We start from the raw sequence: 24441 nt of genomic DNA on the forward strand, positions 1-24441 counted from the left end.
GCGGTCCACATGCAGGATCTCGACAATGTGCTCGATATAAACACGCCGCTGGCGGTTGTTGTGGTCGACGCTAACGGCGTCATCCTACATATTAATCGCTGGATGGCCGACTGGAGCGGCCACACGCCTGGCGAAGTGGCCGGCATGCCGTTTGAGCACTTGTACCCAGAGGTATTAACCCAAGGCTGGCCGTTTGGCCCGGCGGCCGGTGCGCCCAAGCCGTCTTATATTGGTCAGGTTTCGTCGTCGTTCAAGGTGCTTGATTTGCCCGATGTGTTCGTGTTGCATATCGCGACACCTCGCGGCCGGCTCGACTCATTACTTTGCTTTCCCCACGAAACCGCACACGGCGAGCCCAGTTATGCACTTTTCTTTTACGACCAGAATGATGGTGCAAAACACCATCGCGACTACGCCCGCGCTGTCCAGCAACTGCAGCGCGTTCAGCTAGAGCGCCATGCGGCGCTGCTGTGCCAGCTCGAACACACCACCGCCCAGCTCATGCAAAACGAAAAAATGGCCGGGGTGGGGCAACTGGCGGCAGGGGTGGCCCATGAAATCAACAACCCCATAGGTTATGTATTTTCAAACCTGAAAACCCTTGAGTCGTATATGCAAGACATGCTGAAAATCATTGATGCCATTGAACATGTCAATGGCATAGACGATTTACGCCAGCTAAAGCGTGCGCTTGAATACGACTACATTCGTAACGATATCGAAGACCTGATCAGCGAGTCGGAAGAAGGGGTGGAGCGGGTCAAAAGCATCATTGCTGCGCTCAAGTATTTTTCGTACACCGACGACGACACCCTGCGTTCTGCCAACCTGAACGACGGGATCAAGTCGACATTACTGGTTGCCGGTAACGAGATCAAATACAAGGCGAACGTCGTAACCGAATTGGGTGACATACCCAATGTTATGTGCAGTGTGTCTCAAATTAACCAGGTGGTCATGAATTTGCTCATGAACGCACTTCAGGCCATTACGAATTCTGGCACAATCACCATAAGATCTGGCCACGAAAGTACTTGGGTCTGGTTCGAGATTGAAGACACCGGCGTTGGCATTTCGCCCGACATACAACGGCGCATGTTCGACCCTTTTTTTACCACCAAACCCGCAGGGTTGGGCACCGGATTAGGCCTTTCGCTCTCGTTCAATATTGTCAAAAAGCATCACGGTCGTATCGACGTTGTTTCAACGCCAGGAAAGGGTACGAAGTTACGGGTCTGGTTGCCTGTTAACCCCGAAGCCTTACCGGCATCGTAAAAGAGGATATTGCGATGTCCCACCCCACAGAAGCCCGACTCCTCATTGTCGACGACGAACCCAATGTCATCAGTAGCCTGACGCGAGCGTTACGCGGTCAGACGTTTCAAATCCACTCGGCAACCAGTGGCGTGGCGGCTCTCGACGTACTCCAGCGCGAACCCATCGACCTGATCATTTCCGATAGCCGTATGCCAGGCATGGATGGCCCCACATTGCTGGGAGAAATTGAACATCGCTGGCCCGACGTGATGCGCATATTGTTAACGGGCTACGAAGACAACGCGCAAACCATCAAAGCCATTAACGAAGGCAGGATCTTCAGGTACATTGCCAAGCCTTGTGATACCGACGACCTGATGAGATCGATAGACCAGGCGTTGGCCCACCAGTATTTGCAGCGCGACCGCGCACGATTGCAACAGCTTACCCAACAGCAAAACAAAGCCTTGCAAGAAGCCAATGGGCAGCTCGAGGCGCGCGTGGCCTTACGTACCGAAGAGTTGACGCGCACGGCCGAAATGCTGACAGACGCCCATCGGGCACTGAAACACGCCTACGTTACGGCCACCGAAGTGTTTTCATCGTTGTTAAGCCAGCGTCTGCCGCGAAGCCGTCAAACCAATCGGGAAATCATCGAGTTGGTCCGTGCGTTTTGCAAACTGAAAGCGTACCCGCAGAAGTTTACCGACGACGTCGTCATGGCTGCCGCGTTGTACAACGTGGGCAAACTGACCTGGAACGACCCGCTTATTGCTTTGCCGCCCGAACTCATGGAGCGTGATCAGCGTTTGCGCTATCGCGATTATCCGCAAACCGGAGAACGCTTGCTCATGGCGCTCGAACCGGTTCATGACGCGGCAATCATTATTCGACATCATCAAGAGCGCTGGGACGGCGCGGGTTTTCCTGACGGCCTGACCGGAGAAAATATTCCGTTAGGCGCGCGTATTTTGAAGCTTGCGGTTGACTATGTCGAGATACAGATGGGTATGGTGTTTGCACGCAAGGTGCCGACAGCCGAAGTGGTCGAAAACATGCCCAAATTTGCAGGGCGGCTTTACGACCCGACCCTGTGTTACGACTTTGTCGAAATGGCCAAGCAAATCGAGGCCGAGGCCCATCAAGAGCCGGCTGACGTCATTTTGCATAAAACCGATACGCTGGAGCCCGGCATGATCATTGCCCGCAACCTGCATAATTTAGAAGGCATGCTGTTGTTGCGCGAAGGGGCGGTCATTTCCGAGCGTCTGATTCGCAAGCTGCAAGACTTCGAAGAGAACGAGGAAACACGCTACACCATCTATGTTCGCTTACCCGCCGAAGAGGAACAAGAAGGGTGATGCCCATTGTCCAACGCCAGCAAGGCAGCGAAACGCCTAATCCAGGACCGGGGGTAGGGCCATTTGCCGCCCACGGCGACCACAACGACAATACCGTACGGTGTCTCGATGTCCTGATCCCGGGCAAAGCCTTGTTGTGGTTTGGCTTGTTTGGCATTGCCGACTGTGTTTGGTCAACATACATCGCCAAGATGGCACCGCTGTTTTCGTTATGGGTGTTGGCGGCCTGGCTGTTGTGTGGTTTGTCGCTGGTGGCGCTGTGCCGATGGCGCAAATTGAGTCAGCCGCTTGCGGCATCTGCCTTTGGTGTGCTTTTGGCTAATGGGCTTTTGAGTGCGCAGTGGGTGCTTATCCCGATGGCCGCATCAGCGGCTATCTTTTTGTTGTGCTGGGTGCAGTCCAGGGGGATGCAAGGGCGACAGTTCAGTTTTGTCAGTGGGGTGTTTGTCGGCGGGCTGGCGCTGGGTTTGCTGTTCAATGTCTCCGGCTTGTCGGTCTTAAGTACCAATGCAACAGGGGTATACAGCAAAATAGGGGTCATATTAGGCATGATTGCAGCCTACGCGGTAGTGGTGGCCAGCCAAAAACCCTTGGCTATTCCGGTACGAAATGTCCCTTTAACGGTCATCAGTCTAGGAGGAACATGTGTCGCCGTCTTGGTCTGGTTTGTGCTGGCCGAGCAAGACCGCCGCATGTATTTCGAGTTCTTCGGGCAACTGCGCCCGCAGCAAGACGCGTTTTCGACGGTGTCGCCACTAGGCCGCTATTTGCCCGACCTGTTGTTTCTGGTGTGCTATGTTTTTACGTGGTTGCTCACTCGCACCGTACGCATCTCGGTCATACTAATGCAGCGTTCGGCCGAGCTCGACTACGCCTCGTCGCACGATCACCTGACCGCGCTACCCAACAAACGCAGCTTTTTAAGTGCGTTAGCCCTCGCCAGTGAAAGCAGCCGGGCGTCGGGCGACCGCATTGCTGTGTTGTTGTTCGACCTTAACGGCTTGAAGCTGATCAATGACTCTATAGGCCTGCAAGCAGGCGACCAGATTCTGGCCGAAGTGGCACGCCGTATACGTGATGTGGTCGAGCCCAATCATATGGTTGCGCGCCTTGACGGTGACGAGTTTATTGTCTTGATGGCCGGCGTTGGTAAGTCCGATGTCATTCAGTGCACCAAAAAGATTCTGTCGGCTATTCGCAAGCCCTATCGGCACGAATCAATAGAGCTGCACCTGACGGCCAGCGCCGGCATTACTTTTGCCGACGGCGCTTTGGCGCAACCGGCCGATTTACTCCGTGAAGCAGACCTGGCCATTACTTATGCCAAGCGTACAGGGCGTAATACCTGGCGTGAATACTCCCCCGAGCTCAGCAGTAATGTCGAAGTAAGGCTTGCGTTGCGGGCCGACCTGCAGCGCGCGCTCGACACAGAGCAGTTCGTATTGCACTATCAGCCTATTGTTAACGGCTATACGGGCCGCGTCATGGGGGCCGAAGCGTTACTTCGATGGCCGCACCCCGAACGCGGCTACATTTCGCCTTCTGTTTTTGTACCTTTGGCAGAAGAAGCAGGGCTGATTCACGCCTTAAGCCAATGGGTGCTCGAAGCGGCCTGCCGCAACCTGCGCGAATTGAAAACTCAGGTGCTCGTTGATTTCCCTTTTGTTGTCAATGTGTCGCCGCTTCATTTTCAACGCCCCGACTTCGTCCGCGATGTCACCGACATGCTGTCCAAATACGACTTACCCGCCGATAGCCTTGAGATTGAAATAACCGAGGGTGTTCTGCTAGAGCAGGTCGATGACACCATCAGCAAACTGCATAACCTGCAGGCATTGGGTGTCAAAGTCTCGGTAGACGATTTCGGCACCGGTTATTCCAGCTTGCGCTATCTAAAAAACCTGCCCGTCGACAAGATAAAAATAGACCGTTCTTTCGTTAAAGAAATCGCCAGCGACCGCAACGATGCCGCCATTAGCAAAGTCATCATCAGCTTGGCGCATCACCTTAATTTAAAGGTTGTTGCCGAAGGCGTTGAGACAGCGGCGCAGTACTGGTTCTTGAAGCGCAATTTTTGCGATGAGTTTCAGGGTTTCTTGTTTGCCAGACCCATGCCGGTTCGGGATTTGGCCGAGCGCCTTCAGCGTAACGGTGGGGTAGAGGCTTTGCCCACACGCCAAGAAGACGTTGACGAAGGGCGCACCCTATTGCTGCTGGACGACGAAGAAAATATTTTGCGAGCACTGCAGCGGCTGCTTCGGCGTGACGGCTACACCATCTACAAGGCCACGACCACCCGCGAGGCGTTTGATATTCTGGCCGCACACCCGATTAAAGTGATTTTGTCTGACCAACGGCTCACCGAAATGACGGGCACCGAATTTTTTCGGCGCGTCAAAAATATTCACCCGGGCACTGTGCGTATTATTTTGTCGGGCTATTCCGATCTTAAATCGGTTACCGAAGCCATCAATCATGGCGCCATCTACAAGTTTCTAACCAAACCCTGGGACGAAGCCGAGCTGCGCCAAGAGTTGGCCAATGCGTTTAAAGTGGCTGCGCGGCAGGGCGGGCATGTGTCTGATGTTTGAGATCTCGTTGTTTGATGACGAATTCTTCGCAAAAACAAGTCTAATGAATACCGCTGCCCCCCGTTTATGATGAAGAGCCCCATGATGTTTGTCGTATCGAGTCCAGAACAGATATTGGATTCGTCAGTGGTAAGGAACGGATGACGTCTCATAGCCCTTTGATTTTCAGGAGCCTGGCCTGCCGGATTTCGGTCTGGGTATTTTTGTTGCTGGTTGCGGGCGGCGCGTTGGCGGCCTGGCAGTACCGGTCGCTGGTTGGCGCACTCGAGCAAGAAACTGATGTCCTGTACAGGCTGTCATCGCAGCGTGCGGACCAGCACGATGCACACTTGACCGCTTTGTCCGCCATCGCCGTGGCTTCGGATGATGTGCATCAGGGCCTTTTTCTTGATGTGGCAGCGACCATTACGCAGTTTTATCCCCGTATCGACGATGTTCAGCTTGTGCCGCTGGACCCCAGATTAGAACCTGTCGGGCTGGGGCCGCGTACGCCCGAACTGGTAAAGATTGTGCGTACTGCCGCCATGGCGTCCGACGGAAGCCTGGCCTTGCTGGCCTACCCCGGCCGTGCCGATCACTACATCCTGGTCAAACGTAGCCCCAATACGGCGCAGGCACGTTACGGCCTGATGCTGGGTATCGATGCGGGCAAGCTCATTGAAGAGGCCAGTCCGTTCTGGTCGGAGCGTGGTGTGGCCTTGCGGCTGTCCATGCCGGACGGCGGTCCGCCTCTGGTCAGCCGTGGGCCTTTTTCGGTGGATACCGTCCGGTTTTCGAGAGTGTTAGCCAGCGCTTCGCAGCCTTTACTACTTGAAACAGGCATGCGCATTGGCTTGAGTGACCTTTTGCCGTGGTTGCCGACGGTGCTGACGCTTTTGCTGGTCAGCGCCGCATATGCGGTCGTGCTGGCGGCTTGGCGGCAGCGGGCCCGGGCGAGGGCGGCGGTAGAGCAGGCACGCCTGAGCGCGTTGGAGTCCCGTCTGGCGCACGCTTCGCGCGTGAATGCGCTAGGCGAAATGGCCAGCGGCCTTGCCCACGAGCTTACCCAGCCCTTGACCGCGATTTTGGCCCAAGTGCAGGCTTGCCGCAGGTTGTTGGGCCGGGAAGAGGCTGATAGGCAAGACCTGGCGCCGGTAGTTGACGATACAATCGCGCAGGCCAAGCGGGCTTCCGCTATTCTTGAGCGGTTCCGGAACTGGTCGCGGCCCCAACTTGAAAGCGCTTCGGTGTTCGATTTGCGCGAAGCCCTGGGCAATGTCCAAGCCTTGCTGGCGCCCCAGGCGGCCGCGCGCAAGGTCAGGCTGGATTTCGACGTCCCCGCGTCGAAGGTGGAGGTTAAGGCAGATTCGGTGGAAATGGAGCAGGTCGTCTTCAATCTTGTGCGCAATGCGCTCGAGGCGGTAGCGCCCGAGCAAGGCCGCGTGGCCGTTACCCTGAAGCAGTCGGCGTCGGGGGTGACGCTTGATGTGTCCGATAATGGCCCGGGCATTGCGCCCGAGATCCGCGACAGGCTGTTTACGCCATTTACGACGAACCGACCTGATGGTACAGGCCTGGGTCTGGCACTTAGCCAGCGCCTGATAGAGCGCGCTGGTGGAGAAATATTCCTGGCCGAAGCAGGGCCCGGTACGACATTCAGGATCACATTGAAATCGTCGAATCCTTCAAGGAAGCTTGCGCCATGATGCATCCGGTCTATCTGGTGGACGACGACGAGGCCGTTTGCCGCGCCCTGATCCTGCTGCTGTCCACCGTTGGGATCAAGGCCTTTGCCTTCAATGATCCCCAGGCGTTTCTTGCGCAGGTTGCGCAGCTCAAGCCCGGCTGCCTGATCCTGGATATCCGCATGCCAGGGATTTCGGGGCTGAAGCTGCAGCAGCAGCTGATTGAAAAGGGCGTCGATTGGCCCGCCATTGTCATCTCGGGCCATGGGGACATAGAGGCCTGCAGGCGCGCATTCCGCAATGGCGCGGTGGATTTTCTGTCCAAGCCCGTCGATGAACAGGACCTGATCGACGCCATACAAAAGGGGCAAGAGGTGCTTGAGCGCAGCTTGAGGCAATTGGCCCAACGGGCGGAAACACTGAACTTGCTGGCCGCGCTGACGCCGCGCGAACGCCAGATACTCGATCGCGTGGCCCAGGGCTTTAGCACCAAAGAAATTGCGGACGGACTGGGGCTTTCGCCGCGCACAGTCGATACGCATCGGGCGGCCATCGGAGGAAAGCTGGGTACGACTTCTCAGGCCGAGTTGACGCGTTTATGGCTCGAGGGCAACGGTTCTGCGTAGAACTACGTAGTTGTGTGCGAGACCTACGAATACTGCGGTAATGCTGAGCGCAGTATTCTTTAATCGTTCACCCAACAAACCGTTTTGTTTAATAAGGAAACAAAAATGATACGCAATCTTTCCCTCGCAGCTCTTTTGTTTGCTCCCGTTCTGGCATCCGCCGCTACGCAATTGCCCACCGCTCCGTACCTGCCGCTGGAGTTGGCCACCCAGGCTGCCCAGGTCGCCCTGAAGACTTGCGGCGACCAAGGCCATAACGTCAGCGTCGCCGTCGTCGGCCGCGACGGCTCCACCAAGGTATTGCTCAAGGCTGATAATTCCGGTCCTCATACCGCAAGCAGCGCAGAAGGCAAGGCCTTTACGTCGGCCGGCATGGGCCGCGATACCGCCGGGTTGGCCGATTTCATCGCCAGCAAGCCCGCCAATGATGGCCTGCGCGACATGGATCCGCGCATGGTGATTCAGGCTGGCGGCCTGCCGGTCAAGTTCGGCAAGGCGCTGGTGGCTGGTATCGGTGTTGGCGGCGCGCCGTCGGGCGATATCGACGCGGCTTGCGCTGCCGCCGGCCTCAAAGCTATCGGCGCAGAATAAACTGTGTGAAGAATTCCGGCGTGCCGGCTTGGGCTTTTGCCACTTGTCGCACACTTGAGTTTCTGCATGGCAGCTGCTTTGCCTGGCCTCGCCCTCATGGGCGAGGCTTGCGTTTGGGCTTGCGGGAAACCGCTTTGCTCGCCGCCGGCGAACGTTAGATTAGTAAGGAGTGAACAGTATGGAAAAGAACGCCAATTTTCTCTTGCAGGCTATTGAACTTGCTTATGCCAATGCCGACAAAGGCGGGCGCCCCTTCGGAGCGCTGATCGTCAAGGATGGCAAAGTCATTGCCCAGGGCGTCAACGAAATCATGACGACGAACGACCCGACGGCCCACGCCGAGCTCCTCGCCATCCGGGCGGCAAGCCGGGCGCTGGGTTCGGCCTCGCTGGCGGGTTGCTCTGTGTATGCCAGCGGCCATCCGTGTCCTATGTGCATGGCTGCCATGCGCATGGCCGGCATCCAGGACGTTACCTATGCCTATTCCAACGAAGACGGCGAACCCTTTGGCTTGTCCACGGCGCAGGTCTATGCCGACCTGGCCAAGCCTCGTGCGGAACAGTCCATGAAAGTCCACCACGTGCCAGCGCGCCTGGACGACAGGGCGGAGCTGTATTCGTACTGGAAGCGCCAGCAATAGCGTCGGGCCGCTGGCCTTCGACATTAACGTGCTGCTTTGTTTTGTTTACTTTGCTGGCGATCTGTGTCGGCTAGGCCTCGCGGATGACGGCTGGTCCGACTGGACACTGATGGGAGCAGTATGAGTTGTACGGACGCTTAGGGGATATTAAGGCGCTTTCGTTTCATTGACTTTACATAATATACATTATGCGAATTATTCAGAGTAAAAGCAGATGAACTTCCATGGCTATTTTGCCCCTGGTTTGCATGCCATTGTTTGTGTTCATCAAGAACAAGCCGAGCCGGTTTCCTTTCGTGATTGCTTCAAGCGCGCTGCATCGGTGGCCAGCCATTGGGCGTATGCGATGCGTAACTGAGTAAATAACGCCGTGGCCCAATCGGGCAAACTTGGCGCCACTCGGTAATACACCCACTGACCGTCTCTCCGGTCTTCAAGCAAGCCACAATTACGCAACTGCGCCAGATGACGAGACACTTTCGATTGACCTTCATCCAGGGCTACGGTGAGATCACAGACGCAGAGTTCGCCTTCAGCAGCCAACAAAAGCATGATCCGGGCGCGGGTTTCGTCGCTCATGCATTTAAAAAAAGACACCGGATTCGTTGTTGTCATCATGATGAGAATTTACCGACTATGAAGAGATACGGACCACCTTGGGGGTTACTTAGTATATCGTCAACAACTTAATTCCGCATATGCGGAAAAGCAGATATATAATAGGCGCTCAAATGACGTCCGGATACTTAAGCTTAGCCAAGGCTTTTGCTGACCTGGCTTAAGCGTTGATAAAGCCAAACTCGATAAGGAAACCCATGTCCAGCCAATGCGAAATTGCCGGTAAACAAGCTGCCGGCGCACCTATTAGTTTTTTTGAACGCTACCTTACCGTGTGGGTGACCCTGTGCATTGCTGCCGGTACCCTGCTGGGCTTGTACTGGCCAGACGCCGCGCAGGCCATTGGCGCCATGGAAGTCGCGCATGTCAATATTCCGGTGGGTGTCCTGATCTGGATCATGATTATCCCCATGTTGATGAAAATTGACTTTGGTGCCCTGCGTGAAGTGTATGACCAACGTGCCAGCATGGGAGTTACGCTGGCCATCAATTGGGCCATCAAGCCATTTAGCATGGCATTGTTCGGCTGGTTTTTTATCAAGATTGTTTTCGCCCCATGGTTGCCCGCAGACGAGCTCGACAGTTACATGGCCGGGCTTATTTTGCTGGGTGCGGCACCCTGCACCGCCATGGTGTTTGTGTGGAGTAACTTATGCCGTGGCAACGCCAACTTTACGCTGACGCAAGTCGCGCTGAACGACTTGGTCATGGTGTTTGCGTTTGCGCCTATTGTTGCTCTGCTTTTGGGCGTTTCATCGATTCCGGTACCCTGGGATACGCTGACGCTGTCGGTGGTGATGTATATCGTTATCCCGCTGGCAATTGCCCAGGCGCTACGCGGCTGGCTGGTAAAGCGCGGCGGCCAACAAGGCTTTGCCAGCGCCCTGGAAAAAATTGGCCCCTACTCTATTGTTGCGCTGCTTGCGACCCTTGTCCTTCTGTTTTCATTTCAGGGCCAGGCGATTATCGAGCAACCGCTCATCATTGCTATTCTGGCCGTGCCCATTTTGTTGCAAACCCTGTTCATCGCCGGCTTGGGGTATGTGTGGAACCGCAAATTGAAAGTACGGCACGACGTTGCCGGGCCCTCGACCATGATCGGCGCGTCAAACTTCTTTGAGTTGGCGGTCGCCGTGGCCATTGTTTTGTACGGCTTCGATTCGGGTGCTGCACTGGCAACCGTCGTCGGCGTACTGATAGAAGTCCCGGTCATGCTCTGGCTGGTACGGACCATTAACCGTAGCCGCGATTGGTACAACCGGGTGGCAATGGCCCAGCGTTGACGGTTCTTTAAGCGCGCTGTTTGCCTTAGAGCTGGTCGACCGCCATTTTTTCGGAAGCCTTGCGTTCGCTATAACGATCGGTCAGGTAATCGGACCGATCACGCGTCAGCAAGGTAAATTTGATCAGTTCTTCCATCACGTCGACAACACGGTCGTAGTAAGCCGATGATTTCATGCGGTTGTTGTCATCGAACTCTTGATAAGCCTTGGGTACCGATGACTGGTTAGGAATAGTCACCATACGCATCCATCGCCCGAGCACGCGCAAAGAGTTAACCGCATTGAATGACTGAGAGCCCCCGCTGACCTGCATCACCGCCAGCGTACGGCCTTGCGTGGGGCGGATGCTCCCCACCTCGAGAGGCAGCCAGTCTATCTGGTTCTTGAACAAGCCGGTCACGCTACCATGGACCTCGGGGCTGCACCATACCTGCCCTTCAGACCACAACGACAGCGCCCTGAACGCTTGAACTTCGGGGTGCTCTGCCGGCACACTATTGGCCAGTGGCAAGTTGGCTGGGTTGTATATGCGCACATCGGCGCCCAGATGTACAAGAATTCGGGCCGCCTCTTCTGTCAGCAGCCGACTGAATGAACGAGGCCGTAACGAGCCATACAACAGCAAAATGCGCGGTTTGTGATGGCTGGCGTTGGCAGTCTGCAAAAGCCCGGTATCAGGCGGTGAAAAATACCTTTTATCTAGATTGGGCAGGGATAGGTCTTCGGGGGTGTAGTACGCCATGACTATTACTTTTTGATCAGTTGGCCCTGCGCGTCGAGCATCGGCGTACCGTCTTCTTTGGCAAAGGCTTTAGCCGGCATGGCGGGCAGTATTTCCAGAGCAACCTCTGACGGACGGCATAGACGCGTGCCCTTCTCTGTCACAACAAATGGGCGATTCAGAAGTATTGGGTGAGCCTCGATGGCATCAAGCAACTGTGCATCGGAAACCTCTGGCTTGTCTAATCCCATTTCGGCATAAGGCGTGCCCTTTTCGCGCATGGCTTCGCGTAGCGTTAGCCCTGCATCGGCCGCCATTTTTTGAATGGTTTCGCGCGTTGGCGGTGTTTCAAGATACAGCACCACATTGGGTTCGATGCCAGCATGACGGATCAGGGCTAATGTATTGCGCGACGTGCCGCACTTTGGATTGTGGTAAATCGTGACGTTTGACATGATCAAAATCCTGTTTAGTTGTTTCAACATTTCAATTATAATTGAAATGTTGAATGGAAAGAGTCTATATATGGATATCAAAGACGCGGTCAAGGCATTAATGGCGCTTGGGCACGAGTCGCGGCTTGAAGTTTATCGCCTGCTGGTACAAAAGGGCCCTGACGGTTTGCCCGCCGGCGAACTGGCCCGTCTGACCAAAAACTCGCCGTCTTCGTTGTCTTTTCATTTAAAAGAACTGGTGAATGCCGGTTTGCTGGATGCGCGGCAAGAAGGCAGGTTTGTATTTTACTCGGCCCGTTATGCGGCCATGACTGGCCTGCTGTCTTACCTGACCGAAAATTGCTGCAGCGGTAACCCCTGCCCTTCACTGCCGTCGGGCTGGTGCGCCGACGACTTATCTTTTACACCTACGCCGGACACCACTACCATGACAAACAAGATCTATAACGTACTCTTTCTGTGCACGCACAATTCTTCGCGCAGCATTATGGCCGAAGCACTGCTTAACACCATGGGACATGGCCGCTTCAAAGCCTACAGTGCGGGCAGCATGCCGGGCGAAGGGGTTAACCCTTTTGCGCTCGAAAAAGTCAGGTCCTTGGGGTACGACACCAGTACCTTGCGCAGTAAAAGCTGGGACGAGTTCGCTGCACCTGATGCCCCACAAATGGATTTCATCATCACGGTGTGCGACAAAGCAGCAGGAGAAGCCTGTCCGATCTGGCCAGGGCACCCTATCTCCGCACATTGGGGGTTCGAGGATCCGGCGGCCGCCATCGGCACCGAGATACAAAAGCGGGTCGTATTCGACAAAATATTTCGACAGATCTCCACCCGTATCTCGCTTTTTGCTAACATGCCCATCGACAAGCTTGAAAAATCAGCGATTCATCGCGAACTGACGGCCATTGGCTTACACCCCGTATCTGCTTGACCCTGGCGTTCCGGGGTTTCCCCGGTAGCGCATTGACACAACATACCCCCCAGCCTCCGCAACTACACTTCGAAACGCACGACCAGGCCTCGCATCTGGTCGCGGTCGGAGACTGGACGCTTGAACATTACAACGACCTTTACGACATCGTTGTGCAACACAAGCCGCGCCTGGCCTCAATTCAGGCGGCGCGCAGCGAGCTTTCCGTCGTCGACATGTCGGGTATTACAGCTCTTGATACGTCGGGCGCGCAATTGCTGGTTGACCTGGTCGGTAATCAACCTGGCTTGTTCGAAGCGTTGTCGCCCGAACGACAGGCCTTGCTAAACGCAGTGATACAGGCCGCCAGTCTAGTGCCCGACGCGCCCGAGCCGAAACCTGCCTCGACGCCGCGCGAGGTTCTTGCGCGTGTTGGTGCTTCGGTCGAACAGACGGCGCACCAGGCCCGCGACCTGCTGGGATTTATGGGCGTCACTTTCGAGGCGCTGGCCCGCACGTGCCTTCGTCCCAGAACCTGGCGCGTTACGGCCGTCGTCGCACAACTCGAGCAAACCGGATTCAATGCCGTCCCGATCATCGCCCTGCTGACGTTCATGGTGGGCGCGGTGGTCGCCTTTTTGGGCGCGACGATTCTCGCCGACTTCGGTGCGTCGGTATTCACCATCAACCTGGTGGCGTTTTCTTTTTTGCGCGAGTTTGCCGTACTGCTTACGGCGATTCTTATGGCCGGGCGCACCGCCAGTGCCTTTACTGCCCAACTGGGTTCAATGAAGGGCAACGAAGAGATCGATGCCTTGCGCATGACGGGATTAGACCCGATCAACCTGCTGGTGCTACCGCGCATTATCGCCCTGCTTATTGCCCTCCCCCTGCTAACATTTATCGGCATGGTCAGTGGCATTTTGGGGGGTATGTTGGTGTGCGCCCTCGCGCTCGACATTTCCCCGTCTATGTTCATGTCGATTTTCCAACGCGATATTCAGCTGCGGCATTTTGTATTGGGCATGGCCAAAGCCCCTATTTTTGCTTACCTTATCGCCATCATCGGCTGCCTTGAAGGTTTCAAGGTCAAGGGAAGCGCGCAGTCGTTGGGTGAACACACCACGTCGGCGGTGGTGCAGTCCATTTTTGTGGTCATTCTGGTGGATGCGATTGCCGCCATGTTCTTTCTGGAGATGGGCTGGTGACGTCCCGGGAGATCATCATCGACGTCAAAGACGTCACGAACCGTTTTGGCAGTCACATTGTGCACCAGGCGCTTGACCTTCAAGTGTACAGAGGCGAGATTCTTGGCGTGGTGGGCGGCTCCGGGTCGGGTAAATCGGTGCTGTTACGCACTATTGTCGGGCTTCAACGCCCGGCAGTCGGCTCGGTGCGGGTGGGTGGGCTTGATGTCTATGGGCCTACGGCCAGCCGGCCACACACCCAACGGCGTTTTGGCGTGCTGTTTCAGCGCGGCGCTCTCTTTTCGTCACTAACTGTACTAGAGAACATTGCCCTACCGCTCATTGAGCACCTGGGCCTGAGTCGGCAGCGTGCCGAGCACCTGGCTCGCCTGAAAATCGGTCTGGCTGGTTTACCGGCCAAATCGGCCGACCAGTACCCGGCGTCGTTATCGGGTGGCATGATCAAGCGGGCTGCGCTGGCGCGAGCCCTTGCGCTTGACCCCGAAATTCTCTTTCTTGACGAGCCCACCGCTGGCCTTGACCCCATTGGCGCTGGCGCATTCGATCAGTTGTTGCTGACGTTGCGCGATGCCCTGGGCTTAACCGTATTTTTAGTCACCCACGACCTAGATACCCTTTACACCATTTGCGACCGCGTGGCGGTATTGTCGCAACGCAAGGTGCTGGTCGCCGACACTTTACCCGTAGTCGAGCAATGCAACGACCCTTGGGTACAAGATTATTTTCATGGGCCGCGCGGTCGTTCGGCCAAGAACGCTGCACAGGCTATTACGGATACCTGAATCATGGAACCACGCGCGCATCATGTCTTGATAGGACTTTTTACCTTGGTGGTGATTACTGCCGGGTTGATTGCCGCCTTATGGCTGGGCAAGTACGGTAAAGACACAGCCGTTGCTACATATACGGTGATCTTCAACGAACCTGTAAGGGGCTTGTCACGTGGCAGCGCAGTACAGTTCAATGGGATTAAAGTCGGCGAAGTTTCGGCGCTTTCTCTCGACCCGAACGATGTGCGTAATGTCAGGGCGCTGATAACCATTCAGGACGGTATCCCCATTCAAACCGACACGCGCGCTCGGTTGATGCTGGCGGGCATTACCGGTATTTCAGTCGTCGCACTTAGCTCTGGCCAGCCAGGTAGCCCATTACTGACGGCAAAGCCAGGGCAAGAATACCCCGAAATCATTGCAACGCCCTCCCCCATTGCCCAGTTCATGCAAAACGGAGACTCTCTTGTCACCGGCATGGCCGAACTGATGACCAACGCCAACAAGTTCTTATCTGGGCAAAATGCCGAGAGCTTTACGCGGACAATCCAAAACCTTGAAACCGTATCTGGCGCATTGGCGGATAACCGCGATGATATCGAGACGTTGATTAAAACGCTGACGGCGGCAACGCAGCAATTTACAACGACATTACAAGCCGCCGATCGCCTTATCCGGGTCGAAGGTACGGCCTCTATGCAACAGGCCCGGACGGCGCTGGCCTCGGTCGATGCCGCGGCAGCCAACGTGGCGCAGTTGGTGCAGTCAAACCAGGGTGCAGTGTCAGCAGGGCTACAAGGCTTGAATGAATTGGGGCCAACACTGCAAGAACTGCGCATGACGCTGGCGGCACTGCGCAATAACTTGCGCAAACTGGACAACAACCCTGCAGGTTATCTGTTGGGTGCTGAATCACTTAAAGAGGTTGCACCATGATGCGAGACCGTTTCCTGGCTCTGTTTTTGATGACGCTTGCAACGGGCGCACTGACGGCTTGCTCGGTGCTTCCCGAACAGCCGCCCGTTACTGTTTACGAATTGCCGCTGTGGGCTGCAAGCACGTCGTCGCAAAACAGTACTGCGACAAATACCTCGCCAGGTGTGGGGGCAGCAAGCCGGTCGCCATCGACCGCGCAGTCAGAACTCCCATCGATCCGCATCAATACGCCGGCGTCAAGCCCGACCTTGAACGGTACACGCATCCTGGTTTCGCAGGCGCCATATCAGGTCATGGCCTACCAGGGAGTGCGGTGGTACGACGCCGCACCGCGCCTTGTGCGAAACCACGTGTCGCAAGCCTTTAAAAGCAAGCAACAATGGCAAGCGGTCACCACCGACGATGCGAACGTATCCGCCCGATATCAGTTGGGCGGCGAGCTGTATGCCTTTCAGGTCGACGCCGCAAGCAACCCGCGCCGCGTGCTCGTTCATTTCGATGCCACGTTGGTCGACACCTTTGACAACAAAGTCATTGCAATTCGGTCCTTTGCGCTCTCAAGGCCGGTACCTAATGCCGAATTTGATTCGGTAATTGAAACCTTCGGCGAGGCTACCCGGCAATTGGGTCAGGATGTTGCCCAATGGGCAACCCAGACCGTCACGTTGCGCGCAGACGCAACCCGGGGTCATAGCAATTAGCCCTATTTGGGCACGTGCAGATCGAGCCCAAATAAGACAACGCTCGCCGCGTAGCCGAAACGGGCAACCATGAAAGGGTAAAAAAAAGCCTGACGGCGGTCAGGCGATGGATTTGGTCCGGGTATTGACCGGCTCGGGCTCCCATTCGAGCCGCGCGCCTTTGGCCCGGGCAATATAAACGGCTTCGTTGCGGTTATGGGCGCCAAGACGCTGATAGACGGCCTCGGTGTGGGCTTTGGTTGTACCTAACGAAATATTAAGCAGACGCGATACCGACTTAAGGGCGTGCCCGCGTGACAACAAGACCAGCACTTCGTATTGGCGCGGTGTCAGACCCAGCAGGTCGGCTTCAGAATCAGGTGCCGATAGTGCTGCCGTGCCTAAGGCAAAAATAGACGATACAGGCAGGCCGCCTGCAGAGGACTGCTGTGGTTTGGTCGTGGGCAAGACTTCGCGAACAGACACATTGATGGATGAAACCACGTCGAGTGTTGTTGCAGTTACAGGCCAGGGAAAACCGGGTTTGCCTTCGATGACCCTACGCACTGTCGCAATAAATACTTCGGGCGGCGCGGCCTTGTCGATGTAGCCCACCACTTGCGGCGGCAACTTTTCGATAGCGGCACGATCGGGTGGTCCCTCGGCCATAAGCACTATTTTTTTAGGCGCAAAAGCCTTCAAACTGGCTAAAACCAGCGATGTTTGACGTTCGTGGGAAGCGATGGATAGCAACAACAAGTCGTAACAAACCGCCGGATCGGGGTGACGGTCGAGGTCGCTGTACGCGAAACCCTGTAATGACACGCCTGGCACGACGTCGGTGAGAATCTGTAAGACGCCCGTACGTAATAAGGTGTTACGGGCCACCACGGCGATGGTAATAATTTGAGTCCCCTTCTTGACAGCGCGGGTTGGCCATCTGGAAGTTGTGCTACATAAATCTGTTGACCTGATTCAGACGTCTTAAGGATTTATTAAGCCGTTTTATCGTAACCAAAGTTGTATATAAGTGCAATAAAAAACGACATTGCTGCAAATGCTTTCAAGCGGGGTAAACTTTGCCCCTAACACTTGCGCCCCGTGGGCATTTAGAGCGGAGTCTTGGTCTATGTCCAACCCTAACCAGAATGATAACATTCTGACACAAGCCGACATCAACAAACTTGATGCATTATGGCGTGCCAGCAACTATTTGTGCGCAGGTATGATTTACCTGAAGGACAACCCGCTGCTCAAGACGCCACTGACGCGCAGCCACCTCAAGGCACGTTTGCTGGGGCATTGGGGCTCTAGCCCAGGCCAAACTTTTATCTGGGCGCACCTGAACCGCGTTATCAAGGCGCACGACCTGAACATGATTTATCTGTCGGGCCCGGGCCATGGCGCGCCTGCGGTGTTGGCGCACACTTGGCTCGAGGGCAGCTATACGGACGTCTACCCCGATAAAAGCCGTGATGCCACCGGCATGACCGCCCTGTTTCGGGCATTTTCGTTTCCAGGCCAGTTAGGAAGCCATTGCACCCCCGAAGTTCCGGGCTCGATTCACGAGGGCGGTGAGCTTGGTTATTGCCTATCGCATGCGTTCGGGGCGGCATTTGACAACCCCGACCTTATCGTGGCGGCCGTCGTAGGCGACGGCGAAGCCGAAACCGGGCCGCTGGCTACTGCGTGGCATAGCAACAAGTTTTTAAACCCCATTCGTGACGGCGCGGTTTTACCTATCTTGCACCTGAACGGCTACAAAATTGCAAACCCGACGTTGTTGGCGCGTATTTCTCACGAAGAGCTTGAGCAGTTGTTTCGGGGCTACGGGTGGGAGCCCTGCTTTGTTGAAGGCGACGACCCTACGACCATGCACCAGGCCATGGCAAAAGCACTTGAAGATTGCGTCACCAGCATTCGCCAGGCGCAAGCGCAGGCGCGTGCCAGCGGCGTGGCCCACCGACCGCGTTGGCCCATGATTGTGTTGCGTACGCCAAAAGGCTGGACGGGCCCCAAAAGTTGGGATGGGCATGCCATCGAAGGGTCGTGGCGCTCACATCAGGTGCCGCTGGCCGACGTTCATAGTAACCCTGGGCAATTGGCTGCACTGGAAGCCTGGATGCGCAGTTACTCGCCCGAAACGCTATTCGATGACGATGGCCACCCTGCGCCCGACGTTCTAGCGCTCATTCCAGAAGGCCATCGACGCATGGGGGCTAACCTGCATGCGAATGGCGGGCGTTTACGCAAGCCGCTTAGGCTGTCGGGTTTTCGGGATTATGCCGTTCCGTTCAAGGGGCATGCACAAAGCCGGGTGTCGCCCACTGGCGCGCTCGGCCCATTCTTGCGCGACATTATGGTCGTCAACCCCGACAATTTCCGCTTGTTCAGCCCCGACGAAAACGCCTCGAATCGCCTGCAAGCTGCCTACGAAGCCAGCCCCAAAACCTGGCTGGCAAATACGCTGCCCCAAGACGCCGACGGCGGCTTTTTAGCCCCCGACGGCCGGGTCATGGAGATGCTGAGTGAACACACGCTGGAGGGCTGGCTGGAAGGTTATCTGCTGACAGGGCGGCACGGCTTGTTCAATACCTACGAATCGTTCGTGCATATTGTGGATTCGATGGTTAACCAACATGCCAAATGGCTCGATAAATCTCGCCAAGAGGCCCGGTGGCGCGCACCGGTGTCGTCGTTGAACATTCTGGTATCGTCGCTGGTATGGCGACAAGACCATAACGGTTTTACCCATCAAGACCCCGGTTTTTTAGACGTTGTATGCAACAAAAGCGCCGAAGTTGCACGCATTTACCTGCCGCCCGACGCCAATTGCCTGCTTAGCGTGGCCGACCACTGCTTGCGCAGCACCGACTATGTCAACGTAATTGTGGCCGACAAGCAGCCTCATCTGGTGTATCTGGACATGCCTGAGGCCGCGGCACATTGCGCCAAAGGGGTTGGTATCTGGTCTTGGGCCAGCACCGACGCCGGCAATGAGCCCGATGTGGTCATGGCCTGCGCCGGCGACATCATCACCCAAGAAGCCTTGGCCGCCGCTGCCCTGCTCCGGCAACATTTGCCTGACCTGAAGCTACGATTCGTCAATGTGGTTGATTTGTTCAGGCTGCAGTCGGCGTCTGCACACCCGCATGGCCTTGATGACCGTGATTTCGACGCGCTGTTTACACGCGACAAACCCGTTATCTTTGCGTTCCATGGCTACCCCTGGCTAATCCACAGGCTGGTTTACCGTCGCACCAATCACGCCGGCTTCCATGTGCGGGGTTACCGCGAAAAGGGCAATATCAACACACCACTAGAGCTTGCCATCCAGAACGGCATCGATCGCTACAGCCTTGCGATTGATGCCATTGACCATGTGCCCCGGCTTCAGAATACCGGCGCCCATTTCAAAGAGTATTTAAAAGAGCAGCGTATGGCAGCGGTGGCCCACGCCCACGAATACGGTACCGATACCGCAGATATTTCAAATTGGACATGGCCGGAGGCCACGCATTGAGCCCGTTCTTGCTGTGGCTGATGACCATTGCCACCGGCGCCGCGGTCGCCAGCAACTATTATCCGCAACCTTTACTCGACTCCATCGCCGCAGATCTGGGCGTTTCGTACGCGGCTGTGGGTATTATTGTGACGGTGTCCCAGGTCGGTTATGGGGTCGGGCTGATGTTTCTTGTTCCTTTGGGCGACAAGTTCGAAAAACGCGGGCTGATTGTGCTGATGATGGCATTGACGGCGGCGGGGCTGCTGATCAGCGGCTTGGCCCCTTCGTTGCCCTGGCTGTTGTTGGGTACGGCCATGACGGGTTTGTTCTCGGCAGTTACGCAGGTGCTGGTTCCATTTGCCGCACTCATGGCGCCGGTCAACGCCAAAGGCCGCGCGGTCGGCATGCTCATGAGCGGCCTGCTTATTGGCATTTTGTTGGGTCGTACGGTGTCGGGCGGGTTATCCAGCCTGGGCAGCTGGCGCATTGTGTATTTTGTGGCAGCCGCCGTACTGATACTACTGGCCGTCATGTTGTGGCGCAGCTTGCCCACTCATCGCAGCGAAACCCGCATCATCTACAACGAGCTCATCGGCTCGGTTGTCCAGCTGTTCAGAACCGAACCCGTCCTGCGGCTGCGCGCGCTGCTTGGGTTTCTGTCTTTTGTACTGTTCGCCCTTTTCTGGACACCGCTTGCATTTTTGCTCAGCCAGCCGCCTTATCAATATACCGAAGCCGTCATTGGCCTGTTCGGGTTGGCCGGCATTGCCGGAGCGCTGGCGGCCAATTGGGCCGGCCGCATGACCGACCGTGGGAAAAACCGTGAAGCCACGCTGATCAGCCTGGTTTTATTGTTGGTGGCATGGTTACCGCTGGGCCTGGGTAAAACGTCGTTGGCCGCGCTGATTATCGGCGTGGTTGTGCTTGATTTGGCCGCGCAGTTGTTGCACGTCAGCAATATGGGTGCGGTCATGCGCATCAACCCCGAACTGCGCAACCGCCTAAATTCCGGCTACATGACTGTGTATTTTCTTGGAGGCGCGTCGGGTTCGTTTGCGGCCGCAACCATTTATCAATACTTTGGCTGGGATGGCATAGTTGCGGCCGGTGTACTGGTGGCGTCGATAGGCCTGGTGTTTGGCGGCCGCGCGGTTTACCGCGCACGTACCGGCGGCTGAAACCGTTTTAGCCGCAGCGCGTTACTGACCACAAACACGCTCGACAACGCCATCGCACCCGCGGCAAAAACAGGCGACAGCAATATCCCGTAGGCCGGGTACAGCACCCCCGCAGCAATAGGGATCAGGGCCACGTTATAGGCAAACGCCCAAAACAGGTTCTCGCGAATGTTGTTAATGGTGGCCTTTGATAACGCAATGGCGTCGGGGACGCCGCCCAGGTCGCCCGACATTAGGACGACATCCGCAGCTTCCATGGCCACATCGGTACCCGTGCCAATGGCCACCCCGACATCGGCACAGGCCAGCGCTGGCGCATCGTTGATGCCATCGCCAACGTAGGCAACCGGGCCATATTGCGCTTGCAGTCGCTTGACGGCCTCGACTTTGCCATCGGGCAGCACCTCGGCCACGACTTCATCAATACCCAACTGCCGGGCAATGGCCTGGGCCGTGCGCTGGTTGTCGCCGGTAATCATGGCGACTTTAAGGCCCAGTTGATGCATGGCATCAATCGCACCGCGCGTGGTGTTTTTGATCGGGTCGGCAACCGCGATAATGGCCGCCAAACGGCCGTCAATGGCGGCATACATGGGCGTTTTCCCTTCAGTGCCCATACGCTCGGCCTCGGCACTGAACGCACCGACATCCAACCCGAGTTTTCGCATGTATCTGTCGGCGCCGACAGCCACTGTGCGGTCATCGATACGCGCATTGACCCCGTAGCCAGTAACGGATTCGAACCCGGTCAGCGTCGGCAAAGCCAGCCCGGCCTGTTGCGCGGCTTTGACAATGGCCTGAGCAATGGGGTGCTCGGAACGCGACTCGACCGCAGCAACCATGGCCAGCGTCGCGTCTTTGTCGACGCCGTCGGCCACGATAAAGTCGGTCAGTTCGGGGCGCCCCATGGTCAGCGTTCCGGTTTTGTCTACCGCAACCACACGCGCATCGCGCAGCGACTGTAAAGCCTCGCCCTGCCGAAACAGCACCCCCATCTGGGCCCCGCGCCCGGTGCCCACCATAATGGACGTTGGCGTCGCCAAACCCATGGCACAGGGGCACGCAATAATAAGCACGGCCACTGCATTGACGACGGCAAATGTTAACGCCGGGCTTGGGCCAAACACCAGCCACACCAGAAACGTCAGCAAGGCCGCCAGCATGACTGCAGGCACAAACCACAATGTAATGCGGTCGACCATGGCCTGGATAGGCAGTTTGGCGCCCTGGGCTTGCTGAACCATACGGATGATCTGGGCCAATACAGTGTTACTGCCCACATTGGTGGCCCGCAACGTCATCGCGCCGGTCTGGTTAACGGTGCCGCCTACCAATCGGCTGCCGGTCGTTTTCTCGACCGGCACCGGCTCGCCGCTGATCATGGATTCGTCGACAAAGCTGTGCCCTTCGATAACCTCGCCATCGACCGGAATGCGCTCGCCCGGACGCACTTCGACGACATCGCCCTGCCTGACCTGCTGAATATCAGTGTCGACGGCTTGCCCCTCGCGCACAACACGCGCTGTCTTGACCTGCAAGCCCATTAAATGCCGGATGGCTTCGGAGGTGTTGCCTTTGGCGCGTGCTTCAAGAAACCGCCCCAGCAATATCAAGGCCACAATAACGGCGGCGGCTTCGAAGTAGACATTGACGGTACCTTCGGGCAGCCACTGGGGCAACAGCACGGCAACGACCGAATACACATAAGCCGCGCTGGTACCTACGGCAACAAGTGAGTTCATGTCGGGTGCGCCACGCCGCAAGGCAGGCACCCCAGCCTTGAAAAACCGCCATCCAGGCCCGAACAGCACAATGGTTGTGAAAAGCCACTGCACATACCAGCTGTTTTGCACACCAATGTTTTGTGCAACCCAGTGATGCATGCCCGGAATCAGGTGCGAACCCATTTCGAGCACAAACACCGGGAACGCGAACAGCACGGCAATAATCAATGACAACCGCAGCCTGCCGGCCTCTTCGGCCTGGCGCTGAGCCAGATTGTCTTCTGCCTGGTTGTTGATGCGAGACGCGCTGTAGCCTGCCTTTTCGATCGCGGCAATGGCTTGCTCGACCAATGCAGCATCGTCAAGGTCAATTTCGGCCCTTTCGGTAGCCAGGTTGACGTTGGCCTGGGTGACCCCGGGCAACGCACGCAGCACACGTTCGACGCGGCCGACACAGGATGCGCAGGTCATCCCTTGGACAGACAAGCTGGCGTGGACAGTTTTCATGGTGGTTTGATGCCGATAGTTAAGATAACGCCAGCATAAACCTTTACCTTATGGGAAGGTCAAGCGGTCATGCCAACCCAATTCATGATAAGGCGTAATAACCCTGCAAATGCACTTAATGCCAGCACACCCCCCAGCCATAACACGACCAGCCAACCCAGGCGCTTGCGCCACGACGACGGGGGTGGGTTTTGAGGTGCCGTCATCAGTGGTACCCGTCGCCCACACGGACTTTACCGCGAAACACATAGTAAGACCACGCGGTGTACATAAGAATAAGCGGGATGATGAGTAAAGCGCCGACCAGCGCAAACCCCTGACTTTGCGGCGGCGCGGCCGCGTCCCAGATGGAAACGTCGGGCGGGATGACATTAGGCCAGATACTGATACCCATGCCGGTGTACCCCAAAAACACCAGGGCCAGCGTCAGCAAAAACGGCCCTGCCTCGGGCTGCCGCCCCAATACCCGCCACAGCATGACTGTGGCAAGCAATACCAGCACCGGCACCGGCGCAAAGTAGAAAATATTGGGCAGTGAGAACCAGCGTTGGGCGATTTCGGGATGGATAAGCGGGGTCCAGAGGCTGATGACAGCGATCACCGCCAACATCACAATCGTTAACGGGCGGGCCACCAGCAACATACGCGCTTGCAGCGGCCCTTCGGTTTTGAAGATGAGCCACGTGCAGCCCAGCAGCGCGTAAACCACAATGACGCCAAATCCGGTAAATACCGTAAACGGTGTCAGCCAGTCGAGGACGCCGCCGGCATAGCTGCGATTGACCACATGAATGCCATCGATAAACGCACCCAGCGTGACGCCCTGGAAAAATGCCGCGCTGGCCGAACCCAAAATGAAGGCCTTGTCCCACCAATGCCGCGTTTGATCAGAGGCTTTGAAGCGAAATTCGAATGCCACACCGCGAAACACCAGGCCCAGCAGCATGAAGATAAGCGGCAGCATGAAGGCTTCGAGAATTACCGCATAAGCCAGGGGAAACGCGGCCATCAAACCGGCCCCGCCCAAAACCAGCCAGGTCTCATTGCCATCCCATACCGGCGCGACGGTGTTCATCATGACGTCGCGGTCATCTTTGGCGCCGAAAAACGGAAACAGTATCCCGACACCCAGGTCGAAACCGTCCATGACGACGTACATGAAGACGCCGAACAAAATGATAATGGCCCACAACAAGGGCAGATCGATACCCAT

Annotated in this window: 21 protein-coding genes and 2 pseudogenes; 16 read left to right on the forward strand and 7 right to left on the reverse strand. The window is 56.5% G+C overall.

The window, feature by feature from the left end:
• Window positions 1–9: 9 nt before the first annotated feature.
• The 7 genes from CHR62_RS08320 to CHR62_RS08350 all read left to right on the forward strand — a co-directional run bounded on the left by CHR62_RS08320 (window position 10) and on the right by CHR62_RS08350 (window position 8730).
• Window positions 10–1275, forward strand: coding sequence for an ATP-binding protein (locus tag CHR62_RS08320; RefSeq protein WP_123660604.1), 1266 nt, complete (start codon window positions 10–12; stop codon window positions 1273–1275).
• A 14-nt stretch (window positions 1276–1289) separates the two neighbouring features.
• Window positions 1290–2618, forward strand: a complete 1329-nt coding sequence (locus CHR62_RS08325; protein ID WP_123660605.1) for an HD domain-containing phosphohydrolase — start codon at window positions 1290–1292, stop codon at window positions 2616–2618.
• A complete protein-coding gene (locus tag CHR62_RS08330; RefSeq protein ID WP_123660606.1) occupies window positions 2618–5209 on the forward strand; it encodes an EAL domain-containing protein in 2592 nt (863 codons plus the stop codon). Before CHR62_RS08325 ends, CHR62_RS08330 begins: the two co-directional genes overlap by 1 nt.
• Before the next feature lie 140 nt (window positions 5210–5349).
• Entirely contained in the window at window positions 5350–6894 is a 1545-nt protein-coding gene (locus CHR62_RS08335; protein ID WP_123660607.1) for an ATP-binding protein, read from the forward strand.
• Window positions 6891–7499 carry a response regulator transcription factor gene (locus tag CHR62_RS08340; RefSeq protein WP_123660608.1) on the forward strand — a complete coding sequence of 203 codons (609 nt, stop codon included), beginning with the start codon at window positions 6891–6893 and terminating at the stop codon, window positions 7497–7499. The genes CHR62_RS08335 and CHR62_RS08340 overlap by 4 nt, the downstream gene beginning before the upstream one ends.
• A 105-nt stretch (window positions 7500–7604) precedes the next feature.
• Window positions 7605–8090, forward strand: coding sequence for a heme-binding protein (locus tag CHR62_RS08345; protein WP_123660609.1), 486 nt, complete (start codon window positions 7605–7607; stop codon window positions 8088–8090).
• A 178-nt stretch (window positions 8091–8268) separates the two neighbouring features.
• Window positions 8269–8730 carry a nucleoside deaminase gene (locus CHR62_RS08350; protein ID WP_123660610.1) on the forward strand — a complete coding sequence of 154 codons (462 nt, stop codon included), beginning with the start codon at window positions 8269–8271 and terminating at the stop codon, window positions 8728–8730.
• Window positions 8731–8997: 267 nt separating this feature from the next.
• On the opposite strand, the gene CHR62_RS08355 is transcribed toward CHR62_RS08350, so the two are convergent.
• The gene (locus CHR62_RS08355; RefSeq protein WP_370318048.1) at window positions 8998–9348 is read right to left on the reverse strand and encodes a metalloregulator ArsR/SmtB family transcription factor; all 351 of its coding nucleotides are present in this window, start codon (window positions 9346–9348) and stop codon (window positions 8998–9000) included.
• 197 nt (window positions 9349–9545) lie between these two features.
• On the opposite strand from CHR62_RS08355, the gene arsB reads away from it, so the two are divergent.
• Window positions 9546–10631: an ACR3 family arsenite efflux transporter gene (gene arsB, locus CHR62_RS08360; protein ID WP_123660611.1), complete on the forward strand. Its 1086-nt coding sequence runs from the start codon at window positions 9546–9548 to the stop codon at window positions 10629–10631.
• 25 nt (window positions 10632–10656) lie between these two features.
• On the opposite strand, the gene arsH is transcribed toward arsB, so the two are convergent.
• Window positions 10657–11373 (reverse strand): arsenical resistance protein ArsH, encoded by a 717-nt coding sequence (gene arsH, locus CHR62_RS08365; RefSeq protein WP_123660612.1) that lies wholly within the window; start codon window positions 11371–11373, stop codon window positions 10657–10659.
• 5 nt (window positions 11374–11378) lie between these two features.
• Window positions 11379–11807, reverse strand: coding sequence for an arsenate reductase (glutaredoxin) (gene arsC / locus CHR62_RS08370; protein WP_123660613.1), 429 nt, complete (start codon window positions 11805–11807; stop codon window positions 11379–11381).
• 100 nt (window positions 11808–11907) lie between these two features.
• Here arsC and CHR62_RS15810 point away from each other — a divergent pair.
• From CHR62_RS15810 to CHR62_RS08395, 6 genes and pseudogenes are all read left to right on the forward strand, one after another.
• A pseudogene (locus CHR62_RS15810) lies at window positions 11908–12108 on the forward strand (ArsR/SmtB family transcription factor); the annotation flags it as partial.
• A 126-nt stretch (window positions 12109–12234) separates the two neighbouring features.
• Window positions 12235–12741, forward strand: coding sequence for an arsenate reductase ArsC (locus tag CHR62_RS15815; RefSeq protein ID WP_233574933.1), 507 nt, complete (start codon window positions 12235–12237; stop codon window positions 12739–12741).
• 32 nt (window positions 12742–12773) lie between these two features.
• The gene (locus CHR62_RS08380) at window positions 12774–13928 is read left to right on the forward strand and encodes an ABC transporter permease (RefSeq protein ID WP_199722911.1); all 1155 of its coding nucleotides are present in this window, start codon (window positions 12774–12776) and stop codon (window positions 13926–13928) included.
• A complete protein-coding gene (locus tag CHR62_RS08385) occupies window positions 13925–14710 on the forward strand; it encodes an ABC transporter ATP-binding protein (protein WP_123660615.1) in 786 nt (261 codons plus the stop codon). The genes CHR62_RS08380 and CHR62_RS08385 overlap by 4 nt, the downstream gene beginning before the upstream one ends.
• Window positions 14711–14713: 3 nt before the next feature.
• Window positions 14714–15634 carry an MlaD family protein gene (locus CHR62_RS08390; protein WP_123660616.1) on the forward strand — a complete coding sequence of 307 codons (921 nt, stop codon included), beginning with the start codon at window positions 14714–14716 and terminating at the stop codon, window positions 15632–15634.
• Window positions 15631–16335, forward strand: coding sequence for an ABC-type transport auxiliary lipoprotein family protein (locus CHR62_RS08395; protein ID WP_123660617.1), 705 nt, complete (start codon window positions 15631–15633; stop codon window positions 16333–16335). The genes CHR62_RS08390 and CHR62_RS08395 overlap by 4 nt, the downstream gene beginning before the upstream one ends.
• A gap of 99 nt (window positions 16336–16434) precedes the next feature.
• On the opposite strand, the gene CHR62_RS08400 is transcribed toward CHR62_RS08395, so the two are convergent.
• Entirely contained in the window at window positions 16435–17205 is a 771-nt protein-coding gene (locus tag CHR62_RS08400; RefSeq protein WP_123660618.1) for a response regulator transcription factor, read from the reverse strand.
• A gap of 238 nt (window positions 17206–17443) precedes the next feature.
• Here CHR62_RS08400 and CHR62_RS08405 point away from each other — a divergent pair, with 238 nt between their 5' ends.
• Window positions 17444–19837: a phosphoketolase gene (locus CHR62_RS08405; protein ID WP_123660619.1), complete on the forward strand. Its 2394-nt coding sequence runs from the start codon at window positions 17444–17446 to the stop codon at window positions 19835–19837.
• Window positions 19810–20997 carry an MFS transporter gene (locus CHR62_RS08410; RefSeq protein ID WP_370318049.1) on the forward strand — a complete coding sequence of 396 codons (1188 nt, stop codon included), beginning with the start codon at window positions 19810–19812 and terminating at the stop codon, window positions 20995–20997. The genes CHR62_RS08405 and CHR62_RS08410 overlap by 28 nt, the downstream gene beginning before the upstream one ends.
• Here CHR62_RS08410 and CHR62_RS08415 read toward each other — a convergent pair.
• The 3 genes and pseudogenes from CHR62_RS08415 to cydB form a co-directional block, all read right to left on the reverse strand.
• Window positions 20973–23207 (reverse strand): annotated as a pseudogene (locus CHR62_RS08415) (heavy metal translocating P-type ATPase); the annotation flags it as partial. The gene CHR62_RS08410 and the pseudogene CHR62_RS08415 overlap by 25 nt on opposite strands.
• 80 nt (window positions 23208–23287) lie before the next feature.
• The gene (locus tag CHR62_RS08420; RefSeq protein ID WP_123660622.1) at window positions 23288–23434 is read right to left on the reverse strand and encodes a DUF2474 domain-containing protein; all 147 of its coding nucleotides are present in this window, start codon (window positions 23432–23434) and stop codon (window positions 23288–23290) included.
• Entirely contained in the window at window positions 23434–24441 is a 1008-nt protein-coding gene (gene cydB / locus CHR62_RS08425) for a cytochrome d ubiquinol oxidase subunit II (protein ID WP_123660623.1), read from the reverse strand. The genes CHR62_RS08420 and cydB overlap by 1 nt, the downstream gene beginning before the upstream one ends.

This window comes from Pusillimonas sp. NJUB218, from assembly GCF_003788685.1.
Taxonomy (GTDB): Bacteria; Pseudomonadota; Gammaproteobacteria; order Burkholderiales; family Burkholderiaceae_B; genus Neopusillimonas.

What these genes read in the sequence shown, in the direction of transcription:
- CHR62_RS08320 (WP_123660604.1), top strand. Translation starts at nt 10, where the DNA reads ATGCAGGATCTCGACAATGTGCTCGATATAAACACGCCGCTGGCGGTT.
- CHR62_RS08325 (WP_123660605.1), top strand. Translation starts at nt 1,290, where the DNA reads ATGTCCCACCCCACAGAAGCCCGACTCCTCATTGTCGACGACGAACCC.
- CHR62_RS08330 (WP_123660606.1), top strand. Translation starts at nt 2,618, where the DNA reads ATGCCCATTGTCCAACGCCAGCAAGGCAGCGAAACGCCTAATCCAGGA.
- CHR62_RS08335 (WP_123660607.1), top strand. Translation starts at nt 5,350, where the DNA reads ATGACGTCTCATAGCCCTTTGATTTTCAGGAGCCTGGCCTGCCGGATT.
- CHR62_RS08340 (WP_123660608.1), top strand. Translation starts at nt 6,891, where the DNA reads ATGATGCATCCGGTCTATCTGGTGGACGACGACGAGGCCGTTTGCCGC.
- CHR62_RS08345 (WP_123660609.1), top strand. Translation starts at nt 7,605, where the DNA reads ATGATACGCAATCTTTCCCTCGCAGCTCTTTTGTTTGCTCCCGTTCTG.
- CHR62_RS08350 (WP_123660610.1), top strand. Translation starts at nt 8,269, where the DNA reads ATGGAAAAGAACGCCAATTTTCTCTTGCAGGCTATTGAACTTGCTTAT.
- CHR62_RS08355 (WP_370318048.1), bottom strand. Translation starts at nt 9,348, where the DNA reads ATGATGACAACAACGAATCCGGTGTCTTTTTTTAAATGCATGAGCGAC.
- arsB (WP_123660611.1), top strand. Translation starts at nt 9,546, where the DNA reads ATGTCCAGCCAATGCGAAATTGCCGGTAAACAAGCTGCCGGCGCACCT.
- arsH (WP_123660612.1), bottom strand. Translation starts at nt 11,373, where the DNA reads ATGGCGTACTACACCCCCGAAGACCTATCCCTGCCCAATCTAGATAAA.
- arsC (WP_123660613.1), bottom strand. Translation starts at nt 11,807, where the DNA reads ATGTCAAACGTCACGATTTACCACAATCCAAAGTGCGGCACGTCGCGC.
- CHR62_RS15815 (WP_233574933.1), top strand. Translation starts at nt 12,235, where the DNA reads ATGACAAACAAGATCTATAACGTACTCTTTCTGTGCACGCACAATTCT.
- CHR62_RS08390 (WP_123660616.1), top strand. Translation starts at nt 14,714, where the DNA reads ATGGAACCACGCGCGCATCATGTCTTGATAGGACTTTTTACCTTGGTG.
- CHR62_RS08395 (WP_123660617.1), top strand. Translation starts at nt 15,631, where the DNA reads ATGATGCGAGACCGTTTCCTGGCTCTGTTTTTGATGACGCTTGCAACG.
- CHR62_RS08405 (WP_123660619.1), top strand. Translation starts at nt 17,444, where the DNA reads ATGTCCAACCCTAACCAGAATGATAACATTCTGACACAAGCCGACATC.
- CHR62_RS08420 (WP_123660622.1), bottom strand. Translation starts at nt 23,434, where the DNA reads ATGACGGCACCTCAAAACCCACCCCCGTCGTCGTGGCGCAAGCGCCTG.
- cydB (WP_123660623.1), bottom strand. Translation starts at nt 24,441, where the DNA reads ATGGGTATCGATCTGCCCTTGTTGTGGGCCATTATCATTTTGTTCGGC.